General features: G+C 43.9%; 24 protein-coding genes. 13 read left to right on the top strand and 11 right to left on the bottom strand.

Features of this window, described 5'->3' with window-relative positions:
* Positions 1 to 273 precede the first annotated feature (273 nt).
* On the bottom strand, positions 274 to 1,428 hold the full coding sequence (locus V7K38_RS15800) for an NAD-dependent epimerase/dehydratase family protein (RefSeq protein WP_094331401.1): 1,155 nt from the start codon (positions 1,426 to 1,428) through the stop codon (positions 274 to 276).
* A gap of 319 nt (positions 1,429 to 1,747) precedes the next feature.
* The gene (locus V7K38_RS15795; RefSeq protein ID WP_334859137.1) at positions 1,748 to 2,278 is read right to left on the bottom strand and encodes a hypothetical protein; all 531 of its coding nucleotides are present in this window, start codon (positions 2,276 to 2,278) and stop codon (positions 1,748 to 1,750) included.
* A 174-nt stretch (positions 2,279 to 2,452) separates the two neighbouring features.
* On the opposite strand from V7K38_RS15795, the gene V7K38_RS15790 reads away from it, so the two are divergent.
* The 4 genes from V7K38_RS15790 (at position 2,453) to V7K38_RS15775 (ending at position 5,940) form a co-directional block, all read left to right on the top strand.
* A complete protein-coding gene (locus V7K38_RS15790) occupies positions 2,453 to 3,241 on the top strand; it encodes an FHA domain-containing protein (protein WP_334859135.1) in 789 nt (262 codons plus the stop codon).
* A gap of 245 nt (positions 3,242 to 3,486) precedes the next feature.
* Entirely contained in the window at positions 3,487 to 3,840 is a 354-nt protein-coding gene (locus tag V7K38_RS15785) for a hypothetical protein (RefSeq protein ID WP_334859133.1), read from the top strand.
* Positions 3,841 to 3,936: 96 nt separating this feature from the next.
* A complete protein-coding gene (gene ycf46, locus V7K38_RS15780; RefSeq protein WP_334859131.1) occupies positions 3,937 to 5,448 on the top strand; it encodes a stress-responsive protein Ycf46 in 1,512 nt (503 codons plus the stop codon).
* A gap of 141 nt (positions 5,449 to 5,589) precedes the next feature.
* Positions 5,590 to 5,940 carry a DUF1257 domain-containing protein gene (locus tag V7K38_RS15775; protein WP_012407317.1) on the top strand — a complete coding sequence of 117 codons (351 nt, stop codon included), beginning with the start codon at positions 5,590 to 5,592 and terminating at the stop codon, positions 5,938 to 5,940.
* A gap of 293 nt (positions 5,941 to 6,233) precedes the next feature.
* On the opposite strand, the gene V7K38_RS15770 is transcribed toward V7K38_RS15775, so the two are convergent.
* The 3 genes from V7K38_RS15770 to V7K38_RS15760 form a co-directional block, all read right to left on the bottom strand.
* Entirely contained in the window at positions 6,234 to 6,431 is a 198-nt protein-coding gene (locus V7K38_RS15770; protein ID WP_334859129.1) for a hypothetical protein, read from the bottom strand.
* Positions 6,432 to 6,584: 153 nt separating this feature from the next.
* Entirely contained in the window at positions 6,585 to 6,719 is a 135-nt protein-coding gene (locus V7K38_RS15765) for a hypothetical protein (protein ID WP_334859128.1), read from the bottom strand.
* A gap of 96 nt (positions 6,720 to 6,815) precedes the next feature.
* Positions 6,816 to 8,117, bottom strand: coding sequence for an RNA polymerase sigma factor (locus tag V7K38_RS15760; RefSeq protein ID WP_334859127.1), 1,302 nt, complete (start codon positions 8,115 to 8,117; stop codon positions 6,816 to 6,818).
* A gap of 145 nt (positions 8,118 to 8,262) precedes the next feature.
* On the opposite strand from V7K38_RS15760, the gene V7K38_RS15755 reads away from it, so the two are divergent.
* From V7K38_RS15755 to V7K38_RS15740, 4 genes are all read left to right on the top strand, one after another.
* Positions 8,263 to 8,619 (top strand): YciI family protein, encoded by a 357-nt coding sequence (locus V7K38_RS15755; protein ID WP_334859125.1) that lies wholly within the window; start codon positions 8,263 to 8,265, stop codon positions 8,617 to 8,619.
* A 69-nt stretch (positions 8,620 to 8,688) separates the two neighbouring features.
* The gene (locus V7K38_RS15750) at positions 8,689 to 9,147 is read left to right on the top strand and encodes a YybH family protein (protein WP_334859124.1); all 459 of its coding nucleotides are present in this window, start codon (positions 8,689 to 8,691) and stop codon (positions 9,145 to 9,147) included.
* A gap of 33 nt (positions 9,148 to 9,180) precedes the next feature.
* Complete coding sequence (locus V7K38_RS15745; protein ID WP_334859123.1) at positions 9,181 to 9,591, top strand: VOC family protein; 411 nt, start codon at positions 9,181 to 9,183, stop codon at positions 9,589 to 9,591.
* Between the two features lie 99 nt (positions 9,592 to 9,690).
* A complete protein-coding gene (locus V7K38_RS15740) occupies positions 9,691 to 10,098 on the top strand; it encodes a VOC family protein (protein WP_334859121.1) in 408 nt (135 codons plus the stop codon).
* A 343-nt stretch (positions 10,099 to 10,441) separates the two neighbouring features.
* On the opposite strand, the gene V7K38_RS15735 is transcribed toward V7K38_RS15740, so the two are convergent.
* Positions 10,442 to 10,948, bottom strand: a complete 507-nt coding sequence (locus V7K38_RS15735; RefSeq protein WP_334859119.1) for a DUF1993 domain-containing protein — start codon at positions 10,946 to 10,948, stop codon at positions 10,442 to 10,444.
* Between the two features lie 87 nt (positions 10,949 to 11,035).
* On the opposite strand from V7K38_RS15735, the gene V7K38_RS15730 reads away from it, so the two are divergent.
* Positions 11,036 to 11,173, top strand: coding sequence for a hypothetical protein (locus tag V7K38_RS15730; RefSeq protein WP_334859118.1), 138 nt, complete (start codon positions 11,036 to 11,038; stop codon positions 11,171 to 11,173).
* Positions 11,174 to 11,318: 145 nt separating this feature from the next.
* Entirely contained in the window at positions 11,319 to 11,561 is a 243-nt protein-coding gene (locus tag V7K38_RS15725; protein ID WP_334859117.1) for a hypothetical protein, read from the top strand.
* Between the two features lie 36 nt (positions 11,562 to 11,597).
* Here V7K38_RS15725 and V7K38_RS15720 read toward each other — a convergent pair whose 3' ends face one another.
* A complete protein-coding gene (locus V7K38_RS15720) occupies positions 11,598 to 11,768 on the bottom strand; it encodes a hypothetical protein (RefSeq protein ID WP_334859116.1) in 171 nt (56 codons plus the stop codon).
* 228 nt (positions 11,769 to 11,996) lie between these two features.
* Here V7K38_RS15720 and V7K38_RS15715 point away from each other — a divergent pair, with 228 nt between their 5' ends.
* On the top strand, positions 11,997 to 13,574 hold the full coding sequence (locus tag V7K38_RS15715; protein ID WP_334859115.1) for an NAD(P)H-quinone oxidoreductase subunit 4: 1,578 nt from the start codon (positions 11,997 to 11,999) through the stop codon (positions 13,572 to 13,574).
* A gap of 75 nt (positions 13,575 to 13,649) precedes the next feature.
* Here the strand turns inward: V7K38_RS15715 and V7K38_RS15710 are convergent, their stop codons facing one another.
* The 3 genes from V7K38_RS15710 to V7K38_RS15700 are packed head-to-tail and all read right to left on the bottom strand — an operon-like array spanning position 13,650 to position 14,604.
* Positions 13,650 to 14,138, bottom strand: coding sequence for a GAF domain-containing protein (locus V7K38_RS15710; RefSeq protein WP_334859113.1), 489 nt, complete (start codon positions 14,136 to 14,138; stop codon positions 13,650 to 13,652).
* Positions 14,135 to 14,317, bottom strand: coding sequence for a hypothetical protein (locus tag V7K38_RS15705; protein ID WP_334859111.1), 183 nt, complete (start codon positions 14,315 to 14,317; stop codon positions 14,135 to 14,137). Before V7K38_RS15705 ends, V7K38_RS15710 begins: the two co-directional genes overlap by 4 nt.
* A complete protein-coding gene (locus tag V7K38_RS15700; protein WP_334859110.1) occupies positions 14,314 to 14,604 on the bottom strand; it encodes a DUF433 domain-containing protein in 291 nt (96 codons plus the stop codon). The genes V7K38_RS15705 and V7K38_RS15700 overlap by 4 nt, the downstream gene beginning before the upstream one ends.
* Before the next feature lie 252 nt (positions 14,605 to 14,856).
* On the opposite strand from V7K38_RS15700, the gene V7K38_RS15695 reads away from it, so the two are divergent.
* Together V7K38_RS15695 and V7K38_RS15690 are read left to right on the top strand one after the other, a co-directional pair.
* Positions 14,857 to 16,773, top strand: coding sequence for a GTPase family protein (locus V7K38_RS15695; protein ID WP_334859109.1), 1,917 nt, complete (start codon positions 14,857 to 14,859; stop codon positions 16,771 to 16,773).
* A gap of 396 nt (positions 16,774 to 17,169) precedes the next feature.
* A complete protein-coding gene (locus V7K38_RS15690) occupies positions 17,170 to 18,846 on the top strand; it encodes a hybrid sensor histidine kinase/response regulator (RefSeq protein ID WP_334859107.1) in 1,677 nt (558 codons plus the stop codon).
* A 25-nt stretch (positions 18,847 to 18,871) separates the two neighbouring features.
* On the opposite strand, the gene V7K38_RS15685 is transcribed toward V7K38_RS15690, so the two are convergent.
* The gene (locus tag V7K38_RS15685) at positions 18,872 to 19,330 is read right to left on the bottom strand and encodes a DUF29 domain-containing protein (RefSeq protein ID WP_334859106.1); all 459 of its coding nucleotides are present in this window, start codon (positions 19,328 to 19,330) and stop codon (positions 18,872 to 18,874) included.
* Between the last annotated feature and the right edge of the window lie 233 nt (positions 19,331 to 19,563).

Raw genomic sequence — 19,563 nt, 5'->3', positions numbered from 1 at the left:
CCCTTCCCTTGCAGGGAAGGGGCTGGGGGTTAGGTCTGTATTCCATGCAATTGAGAACCCCTATAATCTCAGCTTCGGAGTGCATTTTGCTATTAAACACAGAATAAACTGTCTCGCGTGCTGTAATCAATTCTGCACAGTCAAAATAACTGTGGTAAAAGGCAAAGTTAACAATAGTTAGACGATAAGCGTGATAAAAAACAACTAATTGGTCGTCATATTATGCTAAGATATGGCGACCATTTTTAAAACCACGATTTACTGGGGTTTATCCTAATTTCTGTGCCAAGAGACTTTGGGCAGAATTTGCTTATGATCGACTCGTTTCTGATACTTAATGGCAAAGTTTAACAGAGAATCGAGTAAAGAATCAGAAAGCAAGTGAGGCTGTAAACCTAAATCGAGCAATTTAGTGTTTTTAGCGTTGAAGTAATGTTCTTCTTTCTCAACTCTGGGATTATCTAAGTGATTGATTTCTACCTTCAATCCCATAGCGTTACCAGCATTTTTTACCATTAATGCCAATTCACCGACGCTGAATTGTTCGGTAAATTGGTTAAATACGCGGAATTCGCCAGCTTGGGCAGGATTAGCGATCGCTAATTCCACACATCGTACTGTATCCCGAATATCCAAAAACCCGCGAGTTTGTCCACCTTTACCATAGACAGTTAAGGGGTGTGCGATCGCAGCTTGAATACAAAAGCGGTTCAGTGCAGTCCCAAACACACCATCGTAATCCAGCCGATTAATCAATAGTTCGTCCATTCCCGTTTCTTCGGTTAAGACACCATAAACTACACCCTGATTTAAATCAGTCGCTCGCAATCCCCAAATCCGGCAAGCAAAGTGGATGTTATGACTATCATGGACTTTGCTTAAATGGTACATCGAACCAGGCTGCTTCGGATAAGGTAAGGTATCCTTACGGCCATTGTGTTCAATGGTGATATACCCTTCTTCTATGTCGATGTTGGGTGTACCATATTCACCCATTGTTCCCAGCTTCACCAAATGACAGTCCGGGAAATCTTCCCGCATGGCGTACAACAAGTTCAACGTCCCAACTACATTATTGACCTGAGTGAGAACTGCGTGTTCTCGGTCAATCATGGAAAATGGGGCTGAACGCTGTTCACCAAAATGCACTAGGGCATTTGGCTGAAATTGATGTAATGTTTTGCTGAGAAATTCGTAATTTGTAATATCGCCGATGAACAAATCGATAGATTTACCCGTCAAATCTTGCCAGCGCTGGAGACGTTGTTGAATTAGTGCGATCGGAGTGAGAGTTTCAACACCAAGTTCATTATCCCAGTGCCGCCGCACCAAACTATCTAAAATTCCAACTTCATAACCTCGATTGGAAAGGTAAAGAGCAGTTGCCCAACCGCAATATCCATCACCGCCAATAACCAGGACTTTCATCTTCACCAGTTTTTACTCGCTGATAGCTAAATCTATCAGGTTTTTGTCCCCTCTCAATCATCATTCTGGCGGAAATTTAGATTTAGGCATCTGGGGAAGCGAGGGAGGGGAGGCAAGGGAGGTAGGGGGAGAAGAACTAATACACCATGCAATACGGTTCGGTTAAGATCCCCTCGCCTACGGCGACCCCCTTAAAAAAGGGGTAAAAGAAGGTTCTAAGCCCCCTTTTTAAGGGGGGTTGGCGGGATCTTCGAGGAATAAACACGTTAACCGAACCGTATTGATACACCATGTCCAATGCCCAATGCCCAATGCCCCATTAAGATTTTGAAATCCGATACTGTTGGGCAATGTAATAAAAAAAACGATAATAATCTTGAAATTTTTGGCTCTTACTTCGTCCCTGCCAATAGTATTTAACTTGACTCTGAGTTAGTGTCAGTGTCATTGAACCTATATCTTTATCAACTTCTACAACCATTACCCCAGAGACTCCTTGGGTGGTTTGAAAGTTGGATTTTATCTTTTTTAACGGCTCTTGCTCTGTAACAATCGAATTTGGTAAATCATGACTTGCCCAACCTCGAATTTCCACTGAGTTATCCTGTGATGAAATAAACGCAATCCCATCACCGTTTGCTGGGGCTGCTGAAGAAGTCCAGTTACTCGGATATGGAAATTCAAAGCCATAACGAGAGTTCTTATAAGTTTTCCATGCGATCGCTCCAGCGTTAAAATCATTTGCAGTACAACCCCACAGAACTACTAACAGGGCAGTAACCCCGCTAATGCTGGCGGCGAACTGATAAATTCTTCGCCCCAAACTACAGATTTTATTAACAGTAGCCATTTACATTACACATTTTGCCAAAGTCACTGATTTTATAGAAATACCAGAAACTCAGATCGATACCTTGCACTGAAAGAGCGCTCATTAAAAATTAAATATTCTTTCAGGATATTTACCATTCTCTTTTGACTCCTCAGTGGGGAAGCTTATAAAGAGTGCTTTATCACACATTTTATGTACAGTGCATCTCAGACAGGCGAACCAACTTTGGAGCTTTTTCACTTCCAAAGCAACACATCTTTGCAATTTCCGCCAAATCTTTCTGTAATTTGCATCGGTAAGCCAAACGACCAAAAACCACCAGATATTGATATTTCTGGCTTACCAGATTCGAATGTGGCATCTCGCGTTCACGCCCAAATTTGGGTAAATGGGGACGAATACCATATCACCGATTTGGGTAGTTCTAATGGTACATACATTAACGGTGCGAAACTTCAACCTCAAATTTTTTTTCCACTCCATCCAGGAGACAGAGTTTCCCTTGGGCAGGCAGACAAAATAACTTTCATGTTTCGGGTGCAGCAACACTCTGCATCTGCCACAAAAAATCCTATCCCAAACTCTGCACTAACAAAAATTACAGCACCTACCACCAGTAAAGAAGAGGAACAAGTAATCCTTGCCAGTAAGCTTATTGGTTTAGGACTAATCCTAGCTGGCATTACATTTTTAAGTACAAGCATTTATGTCAGTGTTTACTTACGCAGCACACCGGGAATTTTGCTGTGTATGGGAGGTGTAGTAGCTCTAAATTGGGATGGGCGCGATAATCGCAAACTCGGATGGGTGTTGATTGGCATCGGAATTGCTCTATTCATCGCCAGTGGTGTTGTCATCGGCTCTGTGTCTCTTTTTTCGATGCTGGTGTCATTCGCTGGCATTTCCTCTGGATATCAATTGTTTACAACCGGCAAGGTGTTCAACTTCAATCCGCTTACACTCCAAATAGTTAAAAAGTAAGCCAAATTAGGCGATCATGAATTAGCGATCGCTAATTCCCATTGAGGTTTCAGGATTTGAATCCTAAACCCTGATTAATTCTCAGAGGTTTGTCGTGAGGGATTTATCACTCAATAAGCAGCATTTCAGCCCAAAATGTAAACAAATGTAACAAAACTGGCGTTAAAACGTTTTGCTGTCTTGACAACCAATAGAAGAACCGATAAGTTTATATACATACCCGGGTAAGACCGTTAAAGAGTTATATGCAAACGCAAACTAAGCAAAAGGTCACTTTGTATTTATCGCCAGAGTTGCACAGAAAACTGAAGATTCGTTCAGCAGTAGATTCTGAACCAATGTCAGAACTTGCCGAACGCGCCCTTGGTTTTTACCTGTCTAATCAAGAATTGGTTGACGAGTTAGAAGACTCTTCTTTCGGGCGGACTCATAGAGTTTATTCATGCCCAACTTGTGATAGCTCGCTAGTCTTACGTGATGGGGAACTGGTTACTTTGGGCAATCAACCAGGAGTAGTTGGTCAAGACCATCTTTCCATTAATGAAATGGATGAAGATGAAACCCATCCCAAGGGCGAGGAAGAGTTAGTTCCTTGCTAAATAGATAAGAATTATGGATTATTCATTCATGATTCGGTTGTCTTTACCAGAAGCAATGTCTCTACTGTCTCTATAAGGTCTCAAGTAGGTCGAAGTATGAAAGAAGAGCTCAATATCCTAATTCAAGCTCAATACCCTTTAATCTACCTTGTGACCTCCGAGGAAGAGCGGGCCGAGCAAGCCGTTTCCACAATCGCCCAGTTGTTAAAGCCCCAGCGCCGAGTATTTATTTGGACAGTAACACACGGGATTGTGGAGTATGGTCAACCCCGGAATGTTACGCAACATAATACCGTATCTCCAGAGGCGGCCATTGAGTGGATCATCCGGCAGAAAGAACCCAGTATATTTATTCTTAAAGATTTACACCCCTTTATTGATGCGCCAGCAACAAACAGATCGTTACGAGATGCGATCGCTAGCTTTAAAGGTACGCAAAAGAACATCATTTTGATGTCCCCAATGCAACAAGTACCTATAGAGTTGGAAAAAGAAGTTGTTGTTATTGACTTTACACTGCCAGATATGGCAGAGTTGAATAAAGTACTGACTCATCACGTAGACCAAAATCGTGGTCGGCGGTTGACAACAGAGGCCAGAGAAAAGCTTCTCAGAGCAGCTTTAGGTCTAACTAAAGATGAAGCTGAGAAAGTCTACCGAAAGGCGCAGGTAACTACAGGGCGTTTGACGGAAGATGAAGTAGATATCGTTTTATCTGAGAAAAAGCAACTAATTCGGCGCAATGGTATCTTAGAATACATGGAAGAAGATGAAACCATTGATGCAGTAGGTGGCTTAGAAGAGTTAAAAAGATGGCTCAAGCAACGCTCTAACGCTTTCACAGAGAGAGCGAGAGAGTATGGTTTGCCTCAACCAAAGGGGATGTTAATTCTCGGAGTTCCCGGTTGCGGTAAGTCATTAATTGCCAAAACTACTTCCCGACTGTGGGGTTTACCCCTGCTGCGGTTAGATATGGGGCGAGTTTACGACGGCTCAATGGTGGGACGAAGTGAAGCAAATCTGCGGAACGCCTTGAAAACAGCAGAATCTATTTCCCCAGCGATTTTGTTTATCGATGAATTAGATAAATCCTTTGCTGGTAGTGGAGGTTCTTCTGATTCCGATGGGGGGACTTCAAGTAGAATCTTCGGCTCTTTCCTCACATGGATGCAAGATAAGAAATCACCAGTGTTCGTGATGGCAACCGCCAACAGAGTAGAACGCTTACCTGGCGAGTTTTTGAGGAAAGGACGCTTTGATGAAATTTTCTTTGTCGATCTGCCAACACCGGAAGAACGGCAACACATTTTTAATATTCATCTGACCAAACGCCGTGAAGACATCTCTCGATTCGATCTTGAGCAACTAGCCAAGATGTCTGACGGATTTTCTGGAGCAGAAGTTGAGCAAGCGATCGTTGCGGCAATGTATGAAGCTTTTGCCCAAGATCGGGAGTTCACCCAACTAGATATTATTGCTGCACTGAAGGCAACATTGCCGCTGTCTCGAACGATGCAAGAACAAGTAACGGCTCTGAGAGATTGGGCCAGACAGCGCGCCCGCCCCGCAGCATCCTCCGTAGCTGAATATCAGCGAATGGAGTTTTAAAAGCTTTCCTCTGCCATCCCAGGGGGAAAGGCTAGCTGAAAATGCTAGCAGTTATAAAAAAAGCCGCATCCTGTTAAGCGCGGCTTCGCTCAAAACAAACCGTTGTCGTTTTTCTCAATCTTCTCATTGGAGGAAACCCAAATGTCTCACTTTAGCACCCTGCGTACCAAAATCACCGATGCCGAAATCCTCAAAGCTTCTTTGCGCGACCTCGGTATCAGCGTAAAGACTGAAGCTGATGTCCGTGGTTATAACGGTCAGCGTGTCCGTTCTGACATCGTTGCTATGTTGGATGGCGAATATGACCTCGGCTGGTCTCGCAACAGTGATGGTTCTTTTGACCTAATTGCTGACCTGTGGGGCGTTGCTAAGAAGCACAACCAAACCGAGTTGATCAACTCAATCAACCAAAAGTATGCTGTTAACAAAACTTTGGCTGAAGTAAAACAGCGCGGTTTGCAAAACGCCAATGTGAAGTTGGTATTGCAATAACAAATTCTCTGCGCGTTCCCAAAGCTGCACGGGTTAACCACATAAATTAGCGGTTAGCCCGCTTTTTTATCGGGACTGAGATTTATTTCTCAGTCCCGATTTTTGCAAATTTAGAACTGGACTAAGCATTAAAATTAAAGTACTCCAATATAGCCTCTGATATCTGTTGATTATCTTCTAGCGATAGTGCAAGTCTGTCTGTCATTTCATTCAACCAAATAAAGTTTCTTGAGAAGAACTCCGTCATATCTCTCCCATCAATTTCTAATCTAGTTACCGAATATTTTTTAATCCTACATCTGCAACTCAGTAATAGTTTGAGTCCCTGTGATGTAGGGAAGGTTATCATCTTGTCTGTCTTGTTGTGATAAAAGCTCATCTGCTTGACTGCAAGCTAAAATTTGTGCTGCTTTTCGAGCTTGTTCATACTCCACACCGTATTTGACTAATTCTATATGAAATATTTTTTTCTTTTCCTCGGCTGAGATCAAAAAATTATGCTGTATAAACTAAGGTTTAAAAGATGGTTTTCAAATTACATCTAACCTCTTCTACAATCTCTGTTGTTCTTTCGCTGGAGTGATTTGACAACCAGAGCAAGATAATTTTAAATATTACAAATATTAAAGTTTTTTAACTCTAGCTTAATAAGTTGGCAAAGATACTGACAATAACATCTCCACAAAATACCCCATCCACTCAACCCAATCAGGTGTATCTGTCACCAGTTGAGCAAATTTAGATGATTCAATATCCTCAAACTTGAAGTCACGCCCCACAGTTCATCACTCATTAGGGTACTGAGTAATTCAATAAGTGCATCAATGCCGTATTCCATAATCAATAATTGTTCGCACGTCCGGCGATGCTGGACGTTAGGGCTGAACTGAGCGCAGCCGACGCTCCAGAAAGCGGCGTTCGCTGTCATTTGTTACCAGCATGAGGGCTAGCGCGTAGCTCTGTGCGGCTTCTTGGGAGGCTCCGATGCGGCGCAGCAAATCTGCACGGGTGGCGTGAAATAGATGGTAGCCATTAAGTTGAGAGGCAAGCCCATCGACGAGTTGGAGAGCGGTCTGAGGACTGTCTACCATTGAGATCGCCACCGCCCGGTTGAGTGAAACAATCGGCGAGGGCTGTAAGCGTTCGAGCAAATCGTAGAGGCGGACAATTTGTAACCAGTCGGTTTCTTGTGCCTGTGCTGCCTGACAATGTAGTGCCGCGATTGCTGCTTGCACTCCAAACGACCCAATCTCGCCTCGCAGCGCCTCTTCAACGAGTGGAAGCGCCTCAGCAATTTGCTGTTGATTCCAGCGACGACGATCCTGATCTTCGAGCAACACCAAATCGCCCGCCTCATCCAAACGGGCATTACGCCTGGAATCGTGCAGCAACATCAGCGCAACCAGGGCAGTTACTTCTGCTGGCGGTTGCGGTGCCATCAACATCCTTACGAGGCGACCCAGCCGAATTGCTTCTGTGCAGAGGTCAGCCCTCATCATCGTCTCACCCCTAGTCGCCGCGTAGCCCTCGTTGAAAATCAGATAGATCACTGTCAGTACTGCGTCTACCCGCATAGACAGATCGGTCGTGTCCGGCACTTTATAGGGAATACCTGCATCTCGAATCTTGCGTTTGGCACGCACCAACCGTTGCGCCATTGTTGCTGTGGGTACAAGAAACGCCCGCGCAATTTCATCCGTCTCAAGCCCGCCCAGCATCCGCAGCGTCAAAGCAACCTGCGCCTCAATTGCCAGTGCTGGATGGCAGCAAGTAAAGATCAGCCGGAGCTGATCGTCTGAAATTTCGTCTGTATGGTAAGTTGGCTCCTCTTGGGTTGGGATTAACCCAGAGGCGGCGTACCATGAGAGCTTTTCTGTGAGCCGTGTCCGCCGTCGGAGGCGATCAATGGCTTTGTATCGGGCTGTTTTGATCAGCCACGCACGGGGGAGATTGGGCACGCCGCAAGACTGCCACTGATGTGCGGCAGCTATAAAGGCTTCCTGTACCGCTTCTTCAGCCACGTCGAAATCTCCAACTAACCGGATGAGGATGGCGACGATCCGCCCCCACTCAGCTTTGTAAACGGAGGCGAGTGCTTGGTTTACGTCTATTTTTGCGTTTGGGATTATACCTGACATAAAAATTTTTGGTGAGGTGTCGATTTGAGTCAGCACCATTCGACTTACTAAAGAAGGGAAACAAGGGAGGTATACCTCAATCGTACTAAACGATCAAAATTTTTGGTGAGGTGTCGATTTGAGTCAGCACTGTTCGACTTACTAAAGAAGGGAAGCAACAACGGGAAATAAAGGAGGCAAACCGATGAAATATTTGCTGCTGATTTACCTGGAAGAAAATGCCATGAGCCAAACCGAGCGGGAGGACTGTTATGTGAAATCCGCGCAACTGGCACAGCAACTCAATTCATTTGGGCAATATCTAGCCACTGCCCCGCTCCACCCTGTCGCAACGGCAACTAGCGTTCGGGTGCGCGATGGCAAATCGCTTGTGACTGACGGGCCGTTTGCAGAAACGCGCGAACAATTGGGCGGTTTTTTTCTGATTAACGCTCAGGATCTCGATGAAGCGATCGCGATCGCCGCCCGAATTCCAGCAGTACAAGTTGGCATCGTCGAAATTCGCCCCGTAATTGAAGTCGCAGGTTTGCCAGAGCATTAGTGTCTGCCAAGCGCAGCAGCAATCACGACGGCAAAGATACCAATTGATGAATTTTCAAAAGGAGAAAATATGACTACCCAGATGACAACGGAAAACACCAATACACACGACGAAGGACAGATTCGACAACTGATCGTCGATCAACAAAGTGCCATCTGTGCCAAAGACGTAGACAGAATCATGGCTTATTACACCACGGATGTCATTTACTTCGATTGTAAACCGCCATTCCAAACCCAAAGTGCAGATGCCTTACGTCGCATTTGGGAGGAGTGTTTCCCTTACTTTCCAGACTCCTTCAAAACAGAGACGCGGGATCTCAACATCTTCGTGAGCGGCTCACTGGCTTTTGCCCACTGGCTCTTACGCTTCACAGAGATGGCTCCAGATCACCCCGCGATGCATACCTGGCTGAGGTTCACTGCTGGCTACCAACGGCAACAGGGTAAATGGCAGATTGTGCATGAACATTGTTCCGTCCCCTTCGATCCGCACACATCTCAAGCTGTCCTGACGCTAGACGTATAGCCTAATCTACTGAATTTATCTTAGGAGCGCACCATGAAAATCAATTCTTATCTCATGTTCAACGGCAACTGTGACGCAGCGTTCAAGTTCTATGAACACTGTCTTGGTGGCAAAATTGTTATGATGCTGACTCACAGAGATGCACCCTCAGCCGAGCATGTACCTGCTGGATGGCATGACAAAATCATGCATGTCTGCCTCGATTTAGGCGATCGCCTCTTGATGGGGTCTGACAGTCCGCCTGGGTATTTTGAAACACCCCAGGGCTTCAACGTGCAAATCAGCGTTGACGAGCCAGCCGAGGCAGAACGCATCTTTCATGCACTAGCGGAAAACGGAAAAGTGAAGATGCCGATCGAGCAAACCTTCTGGTCTGTCCGCTTTGGAATGTTGGTCGATCAATTCGGCATTCCGTGGATGATCAACTGCCAGAAGACTGCTTGAACCGTCATTCTGGGGAGCGCTTACGGGTGTCTCCCTTAAGACTCAAACCTCAACCTTTTCACCGATCCTTTACTGTGCAATTATTTAAAAGGAAAATCCATGAGGACTCAAATTTTCGTCAATCTACCAGTCAAAAACCTCAATCAATCGATAGACTTCTTTACTCAACTCGGTTTCAAGTTTAATTCTCAATTCACTGATGAAACTGCCACCTGCATGATTGTGTCCGAAAACATCTTTGTCATGCTCTTAACGTATGAGAAGTTTAAAACGTTTACTCCCAAAGAAATTTGTGATGCCACAAAAAGCACAGAAGTCCTTGTGTGTTTATCTTCTGATAGCCGAGAACAAGTAGATGAAATGGTTCGCCTTGCTGTCGCCGCCGGTGGAATAACCTATAATGAACCGCAAGATCACGGTTTTATGTATGGACATGGATTTGCTGACTTAGATGGCCATATTTGGGAAATTATGTACATGGAGCCAAGCGCAATAAATCAAGGTTGAAAATGCGATGTTTGAGGAATGAACTCTTATTTTCAAAATTCTGTAGATGCGATCGCTCCTCTATCCTCCCACAATCCACTACAGACAGCCTTTCACCTCCAAGGTCATTATCTTTTGGGCTAGCGAGTCACCAATGACCATGAAAATTGCAAATCCCTCAAAGCGTGGGCGCTTTGAGGGATTTTTGGGTATTGGGTATTGGGTATTGGGTATTGGGTATTGGGTATTGGGTATTGGGTATTAGGGATTGGGTATTAGGGATTGGGTTGCTAGTTTAAATTATTTGTGTAACGCAAGTTTTGATTGGAAAATCTCGAAAAAATTGGGTTAGATATTGCTTGGGTTAAGGCTGACCAAGGAAGTCCTGTTTGCCAAGTTCGACACCGCAGTGTCTGAGAATGTTATATGCTGTTGTGACATGGAAATAAAGGTTTGGTAAAACAAAATAGAACAGATATGGCATTCCTTGAAAAGATAGAGTCTTGTCACGCATTTGTAGGGTAATTTCTCTTTCTTCTGAACCGTCAATTTGTTCAGGTTTGAATGTATTTAAATGAGAGATAGTTTTTTGAATGCGGTCAATAAGTTGAGGGAATGTAGTTTCATTATCCTCAAATTGGGGTGCTTCTATACCTGCTAATCGTGCAGCCCCTCTATTTACTATGTCAGAGGCAATTTGCACTTGTTTTGATAACGGAAACATATCTGGGGATAGACGACTATTTATAAACACAGAAGGATCTATTTTTTTAGTTTCCGCATAAGTAGCACCTTTTTGGAGAATATTTACCAGATTATTCAGTGTGCGAATAAATACAGGTATTGAAGCTTGGTACATTGAAATGCTCATTGAGATTTCTCCAGAAAAAGTTTAAACGACTTTGAGCCGCCCCATCTAATATTAGGGGATATTGACTGTGATACTGTGTCGAAGAATATGGAACCGAATTTAGTCACAGATCCAAAGATACTGAATGTTTTGAACCAACTTATACAACTCTGGACTCTTTTTCATCGTCCAGAGTTGGGGACGACACGTGCCGACTTTGAGCAGATGACGTTGGTGTGCGACTAGAATTTTGGTGAGGCTCAAAGACAGCCCCCATAGTTAATAATCCCTTGATGCTGGATAAGAGTTAGTTCTTTTTGCTTGGGAGGAACTGACCTTTTAGCGATCGCTTTCTGTACCCAACTTTCTCACCCCATCCATTCAGTCCACTGTGGGGCATCTGTCACCAATTGAGCAAATTTGTCATATTCAGATTCTCAAACTTCAGCATCACGCCGCGACGCTTACCACTCTTGCCCAAAGGAATAATTGTATTGCATTGTATTGCCCATCTCTTCTTTTGAGCGATGGCGCTGTTTCGCCCGCCGTAGGCGATCGCCAGCCGCAAGCAGAGGCTAAAAATGCTTTTAAAATTATAACTCAGGTTTTTACTTGGGTTGCCACAATGGAGTGATATCAAGGTTTTCAGCAGGAGATACGGCAATTAAACCTACTTAGTACGGTTTACACCCCTTTGCTTTTTGTAAAGCTTTAGTTCAGGCGTAGGAGATAGCAACCGCTCTTTAATGCGTGCCTTTGCAGTTTCTGTCGCAGAAGTTGTACCTATACCTAAATTCCATGTTTCAATTATTAGCCTGACTTCGCTTTGCGATCGCACCACTAAACTATAATTGTATCGGCTTTTTTAGGGTAAATTTTAGATTTGACTCGGAGTATCACAACCCACATTCAGCACCCCCAAGTGTCAAAAGAGACTCCCAACAGAAAAAACAGGGGATTGCCAATTTAATTAAATCAACCTAACGAGGAAGACGAAATCCCCAAAAAGCTGTTACTTAATAACTAGTGACTTTTTGCCAAACATGATTTTGATAGCAGACTAATTGTGATGAATATAGCTAATTTTCCGTGGCTGACGACGATTATTCTGTTTCCGATAGCCGCATCGCTACTTCTTCCCATCATCCCTGACAAAGAAGGCAAAACAGTGCGCTGGTACTCCCTGATCGTGGGGCTGATAGATTTTGCACTAATTGTTTATGCTTTTTATACTGGGTATGATTTCTCCAATCCAGATTTGCAGTTGGTGGAAAGTTACCCTTGGGTACCACAATTGGGTTTGAATTGGTCAGTAGGGGCAGATGGCTTATCCATGCCCCTAATTATTTTGACTGGATTCATTACCACGCTGGCGATTTTAGCAGCTTGGCCTATCACCTTCAAGCCCAAGCTATTTTACTTCTTGATTTTGGCGATGTATGGCGGTCAGATTGCCGTGTTCGCTGTCCAGGATATGCTGTTATTTTTCCTGGTGTGGGAACTGGAACTAGTACCAATATACTTCCTGCTCTCGATTTGGGGAGGCAAAAGGCGGCAATATGCAGCGACCAAATTCATTTTATACACTGCTGGCGGTTCGCTGTTTATTTTACTATCTGCCCTGACAATGGGATTTTACGGCGATACGGTGACGTTTGACATGCGATCGCTCGCCTTAAAAGATTTCGCCCTGAATTTCCAACTAGCCCTCTATGCGGGCTTCCTGATTGCCTACGCCGTCAAGTTGCCGATAATTCCCTTGCACACCTGGCTACCTGATGCCCACGGTGAAGCTACAGCGCCCGTACACATGTTATTGGCAGGTATTCTCTTGAAAATGGGCGGTTACGCCTTAATTCGGATGAATGCCCAAATGCTCCCCGATGCCCACGCTTATTTTGCACCAGTGTTGGTGGTTTTGGGGGTAGTTAATATCATCTACGCTGCTTTGACATCCTTTGCCCAGCGCAACCTGAAGCGAAAAATTGCCTACTCCTCAATTTCTCACATGGGCTTTGTGATGATTGGTTTTGCCTCCTTCACCGATTTGGGATTGAGTGGGGCAGTATTGCAAATGGTTTCTCACGGGTTAATTGGGGCGAGTTTGTTCTTTTTAGTTGGCGCAACTTACGATCGCACCCACACCCTAATGTTGGATGAAATGGGCGGTGTTGCGAAGAGAATGCCGAAGATTTTCGCCATGTTCACTACCTGTTCAATGGCTTCTTTAGCATTGCCAGGGATGAGCGGTTTTGTGGCAGAATTAATGGTATTTGTTGGCTTTGCTACTAGCGATGCTTATAGCTCTACCTTCAAAGTCATTGTGGTGTTTTTGATGGCAGTGGGAGTAATTTTAACTCCAATTTATCTGCTGTCGATGTTGCGAGAAATTTTCTATGGAGAAGAAAACAAGGAATTAGTTTCTCACCAAGCTTTGATAGATGCCGAACCCCGTGAAGTATTTATCATTGCCTGTTTGTTAATTCCAATTATTGGGATTGGTTTTTATCCAAAATTGCTGACTCAAATGTATGACGCGACAACTGTACAATTGACAGCAAGATTGCGTGATTCCGTGCCGACATTAGCATTGCAAAAAGACGAAACAGTAAAGGTTTCTTTGAGTGCGCCGGAGATTGGTAATTAAGTTGCGATCGCTACTTTAGTTTAGTCAAATATTTATTGCTTTGAGGGTGGGTTTTGTACCTGCCCTTTTTGTTACTTATTCATAAAAGTCAAGGTCGATGGCTTCTATATGAGCTTGTACTTCAGGCGTTAAATTAGCATTGGACTTTTGATAGAGTTCTACCAGTTCCAACAAGCCCTGCGTATATTGACTTACATGGGTCAGATTACCGTAGATAAAGTTAACTGGATTATTGATTTCGTGAGCCACCCCAGCCACTAATTGACCTAAACTTGACATTTTTTCAGTTTGAATTAGTTGAGCTTGAGTCTGTTTGAGGTTGTGCAAAACTTGGTTGAGTTGTTCTGCGTGAGTAGTTGCAGCAGTAGTAGCAGCGCGGCTTTGATTATACAATTGGGCTTGGTCAATGGCGATCGCTAACTGGTCAGCCACACCTCGAATCAGTTCGACCTCATCATCGCTCCAAGAACGCAGCGCTCTACTATGTTCGCAGACAATCACACCCAAGCGACCCGACTGAGTTTGAACCGAAACTATCAGTAGAGACTTAAAACCCAATGTCACCAGTAAATTTCGATTTTTGAAATCAAGCCAGGTATCGCCCAAATTAGCTGCTCATCATCAGAATAGCTCTGCCTACTGACATCGGCCACTGTCACAATATCCAAGTTTGCATTACAGAAAGCTTTGATTAAAGACTTTTTAACACTGTCTTCATCTAAATACAAACGAATTTGGCTCACTGTCTCTTCGCCGTGTATTCAGCTTCCAAACGGTCGTATTCTTTAATTTCTGCGGCAATCTCCGTGTCAATTACTTCCTGGTTAGCATAGTAATAAGCTAGCGCTGCATAAACTTGTGCCAACATTAGCTGTGGTCTTTGGACAACTATCTCTTCCGGTTTCATGCCTGCGTTGAAGTCAATCGCAATGTTGTGTACCGTAATTCGGTGTCCCACAATCCGAGGGCGACCACCACAGGTTCCTGGTGTGCTGACAATTAGCGTGCCAATGTCGGTAATGGTTTGCATAGCTTGGTTACTAAATTTTGCTTCTATAAGCAAGTGAGCAATTTAAAACTTCTTCTAATCTAGAAATATAAATGCCCAGTTGTTTATTCAGCTGCCCACAGCAAAATAAAACATTTATCCCTAATAATTAGGAGTCTAGCACTAATCCAAGAAAATCAAATATCCTGCTTAGATTGAAGACGATAAACTTTTTATAAGAGTAATTTTTGCAAAAACTCGAATTTCCCAACATTTCAAAGCAGGTATGGGGCAATGGTTCGATTAAAACCGTGGCAGTGGGTAGTTTTAGCAATCCCGATAGCGTTTATCATTATTTTCTTACTGGTATCCGCCGGTTCACAAATTCACGCCTGGGGTATCAGTTGGATTTGGGGTGTATTCACTTTTTTATTTGTTGGTTGGCGTTGGCTACTCGTAAAATGGACTCAACCTGCTGTTAACCAAGTGGAAGCTGTATTAGCCCAGGTTCAAGAAGAATTAGAATCGACAGCAGAGGATAGAGTAACAGCACCAGTAGGAAGTGATGTGACAAAGCTTGCAGAAATAGCACTCCAAGAGATTCTGCAAGCGGCACAAAGCGATCGCCCGATTTGGGAAGACTGGACAACTTTTTGGACGCGATGCCAGGATTTGGTAGTAGCGATCGCTCATATCTACAATCCTCAAATTCAATATCCTCTGTTGAACATTTACGTCCCCCAAGCTTACGGGCTGATTCGGGGAACGGTGGATGATATGGATCAGTGGATGCAAAAATTATCTCCCGTCCTCAATCAGGTGACGGTTGGGCAAGCATACCAAGGATACGAAGTCTATCGGAAGTTGGAACCATCGGCTCGAAAATTCTGGAAAGCTTGGAGCTGGGCACAGTGGGTATTAAATCCGGTGGCGGCGGTGGCAAAACAAGCCAGTCAGGGTTCTAGTAACCAGGCAACTCAGCAATTATTGGGAAATTTGAGTCAGTTATTCCGGGAAGCTGCCCTAAGAAACTTATGTCGGCAAGCGATCGCACTCTACGGACGCAGCACATTACCAGTTTCAGCAAATGTAGTATCCACGACTTTACCCAAAGCAAAAACCCAAACACTCCGAGAAATCTTGACTCAAGCTCAACCAGCCAAAGCCGTTGAGCAAAAACCTGTAAATATTCTGCTGGTGGGACGCACAGGTTCAGGAAAAAGTAGCCTGATTAACACCCTATTTCAGGCAGATTTAGCAGCCGTTGATGTTTTACCCAGTACCGATCGCATTAAAAGTTATCAATGGCAGACTCAAGGTGGGGAAAGTTTGACGCTTTTAGATACACCTGGTTACGAACAAGTCAACCGTGCTAATCTCCGAAATTTAGTGCTTGATTATGCCATAAATGCAGATTTGCTGCTATTAGTTACCCCTGCCCTCGATCCTGCCTTGCAAATGGATGTAGACTTTTTGCAAGACATCAAAGCAGAAGTTGCAGATTTACCAGCAATAGCGATCGTTACTCAAGTAGACCGTCTGCGTCCCATCCGCGAATGGCAACCGCCTTATGATTGGGTATGGGGGAATCGCCCCAAAGAAATTGCCATTCGAGAAGCTACTGAGTATCGTGCCAAACTGCTGGGAACCTTTTGTAATCTAGTTGTACCTGTGGTTACAGGTGACAGGAAAACAAGTCGAGCTCCTTGGGGAGTGGAAACGCTATCGTTGGGATTATTAGATGCGATCGCGCCTACCAAGCAACTCCGTCTCGCCCGTTTTTTGCGTAACCTTGAAGCCCGTACCGTTGCCGCAGCCAAAATCATCGACCACTATACCTTCCAGATGGCGACAACACAGGGACTAACGTCATTGCTCAAAAGTCCCGTCCTCCAGTTTGTTTCTACCCTCTCAACCGGATCTCCAGCCCTAGCATATATGCTGGCAGAGCAGATTCCCGTGGAACAGTTGCCGATTGTAATTGGCAAACTCCAAATGGCTTACGATCTTTTCTCGCTTTTGAATACAGCTAACACTAACCCGCTCAACTTTGAATTGCTATCCCTCTGGCCGCTACTGCTAGAAAATTCTACTTCACCCGATCGCAACGCTTGGGCATTTGGTCACGCCCTAGTAGAGTACTGGACTCAAAATCTAACGGTTGAACAACTCCGGGCGCGATTTGAATATTATCTATCGGTTGCAAAATAATTTTATTGGTCATTGGTCATTGGTCATTGGTCATTGGTCATTTGTCATTTGTCATTAAGCTGATGTGCAGCTAAATTCCATAACACGAAAACGTAAAATTGTTGTAGTGCGGCACAAATTGCCCGCGTCGCATATACAAATTAAATACGCAACAGCTTAGTACCAATGACCAATGACTCGAAATTCCACAATTTGCATTCGCCTCTACGGATAGTTAAAAATATTTACTTAGCAAGCACGAAAATATTTATACCCATAAAGAGAACGTAATAAATGCAGTAACATTTCGTACTGTTAACATTAAACTTAAGATTACGATTAACAGTAAGCCTCTGCTGAAGTCTACCCACCTTACCTGAGTTTTTGCATAGACATCCCTTTTTTGCGGAGTTATTTATGAAAAATATATTACAAAGCTCCATCTCTCAAGAACAGAATTCACATCAGAGCTATAGCATCTCGTCTTATAATCGGCTACTTTTGGTCGTCAAAGATTTGGCTTGTGTACGGACTATTGAGGAAATTATTGAGATTGTGCGTTTGGCCGCGAGGGATCTGACTAATGCTGATGGAGTAACTTTTGTATTGCGGGATGGTGAATGTTGCCACTATGTTGATGAAAACGCCATCGGGCCGCTTTGGAAAGGTATGCGTTTTCCGCTCAAGTCTTGCATCTCAGGTTGGGCAATGCTCAATAAACAAGCAGCTGTAATTGAGGACATTTACCAGGATGCAAGAATTCCTCTTGATGCATATAAAGTAACTTTTGTCAATAGTTTGGTGATGGTTCCGATACGGATTGCCGATCCATTGGGTGCGATCGGAGCCTACTGGAGTACACCACACCTAGCCACACCTGAAGAAATAGAACTGCTTGAAATTTTAACCGACACTACGGCAGTGGCGATCGCAAACGTTCAACTTTTCCAGAAACTTACGAACCAAAACGCGCTGAAAGACAAATTTATTGCGATGCTAGCTCACGAGTTGAGGAATCCCGTTGCTCCCATCTCGAACGGGGTTCAGCTACTCAAGTTGAAGCTAGGCGAGACTGGTGCAGTCGGAGAAACAGTTTTAAAGATGCAACACCAGATTAAGCACCTCTCGAAATTAATCGATGAGTTACTTGATGTATCGTCCATCACTTATGGGAAGATTTCATTAAACCTTGAGAAAGTTAATCTGGTAGAATTGGTTCGCCAAAGTCTCAACGACCATGCACAAGCAATCAAGGGATCGAACCTTAACATAGTACAAGACCTGCCAAACACGCCTCTGTGGGCTTATGTTGACCCGACGCGATTCTTTCAAATCTTTGGGAATCTTCTTGATAACGCCTTAAAATTTTCAAAATCAGATGGGACGATCTGGATTTCTCTGTCACTTATTCGCGGTGAAAATGGCTCAGGTAGTGTAGCAGCCTTATCTGTAAGAGACTCAGGTATAGGGATAGAACCGACAATATTACCAGAACTCTTTGAGCCATTTACCCAGGCCGATCGCAGTTTAGATCGTTCCAGGGGCGGGCTAGGTTTAGGACTCTCGGTAGTCAAAAGTCTTGTGGAACTTCATAGTGGTAATGTTGAAGCCTCAAGTAGAGGGATCAATTTGGGGGCAGAATTTAAAGTAACTCTCCCTGCATGTGAAGAGATTACAACCTTTGATAACGATCTGGAGATTATAGAGGCGGCTAACAAATCGTTGAAGATTTTAGTCATTGAAGATAATGACGATTCAGCTACAACATTAAAAGCAGTGCTTGAGCATTTCGGGCATGAAGTTTCCACTGCCAATAATGGAATTTTAGGGATAGAAACTGCAAGAGAAATTGAGCCTCATGTGATTATTTGTGACATCGGACTTCCCGAAATGGATGGATTCGCCGTTGCACAGGAACTGAGTAAAGACTCCAAATTTACTCACTCAATTTTGATTGCGCTCACTGGCTATAGTGGCCAGGAGGAAAAGGAGCTTGCGCTGAAGTCTGGTTTTAAATGCCACTTGACCAAACCTGTGGACTTTGAAATGCTGACGGCAGAAATTGATCGATACTTTCTGGTGAGTGCGTCGTAAGCGTATATACTCATAGACATCGCTTTTATTCCATTAAATCATCTGTCGCAGCCTCACCTGGATAAAAGCGATCGCTCAGAATTTCCTCAAAAGGATATAGACAACCCTTGGGAAAAGTTGAGAGTGACAGATTTGTTTCTCCCGAAGCTAAATCCCTAGCGTTTTGATATGAATCCTGAAATGCCTCTTCAAAATAAGGTTTCAGACTAGGATTCTCGCTCAACAACTTGAGAATTTCCCGTCGTTGTACTCTAATTGTTGCTAACCAGCTACGACTTCGTTGCTGTGGTTGATATTCCCATTTGAGCAAATGTCCAATTAATATACTAAGACGATTTCTCAATTCTTGGCGTTCCTTTCTTCCCAAAGATTCGATTTCCTCAATTAAATTGGGTAGGTCAAGTTGATTCCATTGGTGATGACGCAGAAGGTTAGCCTGTTCTTGAGTCCAACTGTAGAAATCTGCTTCATAGAAATTTTGCATTAGTTTTTTTGCCGATTTTCCGGTTTGTAGTGTCTACATATAGCGTTTCCCAATCACATGAAATACACCCCACCCGCGCTGTAACGCACCCTCCCCTTAGTAAGGGGAGGGTTGGGGAGGAGTGATTTTGTACTTAACCAGAGTTGGAAACGCTAGAATTTAAAAATTCATAATTCATAATTATGTTTCAGATAAAGATTTAAACCTTATTTGAAACAGGACTGTCTGCATAA

Origin of the sequence: Nostoc sp. (assembly GCF_036917465.1) — a bacterium.
Lineage (GTDB): Bacteria > Cyanobacteriota > Cyanobacteriia > Cyanobacteriales > Nostocaceae > Nostoc.
Note: the sequence above shows the minus strand (reverse complement) of the source record. Positions and strands in the feature narration are given on the sequence as shown.

Bases quoted from the DNA above. Each gene is read 5' to 3' on its own strand.
- V7K38_RS15800 (WP_094331401.1), bottom strand. From the start codon at position 1,428: ATGAAAGTCCTGGTTATTGGCGGTGATGGATATTGCGGTTGGGCAACT.
- V7K38_RS15795 (WP_334859137.1), bottom strand. From the start codon at position 2,278: ATGGCTACTGTTAATAAAATCTGTAGTTTGGGGCGAAGAATTTATCAG.
- V7K38_RS15790 (WP_334859135.1), top strand. From the start codon at position 2,453: ATGTACAGTGCATCTCAGACAGGCGAACCAACTTTGGAGCTTTTTCAC.
- V7K38_RS15785 (WP_334859133.1), top strand. From the start codon at position 3,487: ATGCAAACGCAAACTAAGCAAAAGGTCACTTTGTATTTATCGCCAGAG.
- ycf46 (WP_334859131.1), top strand. From the start codon at position 3,937: ATGAAAGAAGAGCTCAATATCCTAATTCAAGCTCAATACCCTTTAATC.
- V7K38_RS15775 (WP_012407317.1), top strand. From the start codon at position 5,590: ATGTCTCACTTTAGCACCCTGCGTACCAAAATCACCGATGCCGAAATC.
- V7K38_RS15760 (WP_334859127.1), bottom strand. From the start codon at position 8,117: ATGGTGCTGACTCAAATCGACACCTCACCAAAAATTTTTATGTCAGGT.
- V7K38_RS15755 (WP_334859125.1), top strand. From the start codon at position 8,263: ATGAAATATTTGCTGCTGATTTACCTGGAAGAAAATGCCATGAGCCAA.
- V7K38_RS15750 (WP_334859124.1), top strand. From the start codon at position 8,689: ATGACTACCCAGATGACAACGGAAAACACCAATACACACGACGAAGGA.
- V7K38_RS15745 (WP_334859123.1), top strand. From the start codon at position 9,181: ATGAAAATCAATTCTTATCTCATGTTCAACGGCAACTGTGACGCAGCG.
- V7K38_RS15740 (WP_334859121.1), top strand. From the start codon at position 9,691: ATGAGGACTCAAATTTTCGTCAATCTACCAGTCAAAAACCTCAATCAA.
- V7K38_RS15735 (WP_334859119.1), bottom strand. From the start codon at position 10,948: ATGAGCATTTCAATGTACCAAGCTTCAATACCTGTATTTATTCGCACA.
- V7K38_RS15730 (WP_334859118.1), top strand. From the start codon at position 11,036: ATGGAACCGAATTTAGTCACAGATCCAAAGATACTGAATGTTTTGAAC.
- V7K38_RS15715 (WP_334859115.1), top strand. From the start codon at position 11,997: ATGAATATAGCTAATTTTCCGTGGCTGACGACGATTATTCTGTTTCCG.
- V7K38_RS15700 (WP_334859110.1), bottom strand. From the start codon at position 14,604: ATGCAAACCATTACCGACATTGGCACGCTAATTGTCAGCACACCAGGA.
- V7K38_RS15695 (WP_334859109.1), top strand. From the start codon at position 14,857: ATGGTTCGATTAAAACCGTGGCAGTGGGTAGTTTTAGCAATCCCGATA.
- V7K38_RS15690 (WP_334859107.1), top strand. From the start codon at position 17,170: ATGAAAAATATATTACAAAGCTCCATCTCTCAAGAACAGAATTCACAT.
- V7K38_RS15685 (WP_334859106.1), bottom strand. From the start codon at position 19,330: ATGCAAAATTTCTATGAAGCAGATTTCTACAGTTGGACTCAAGAACAG.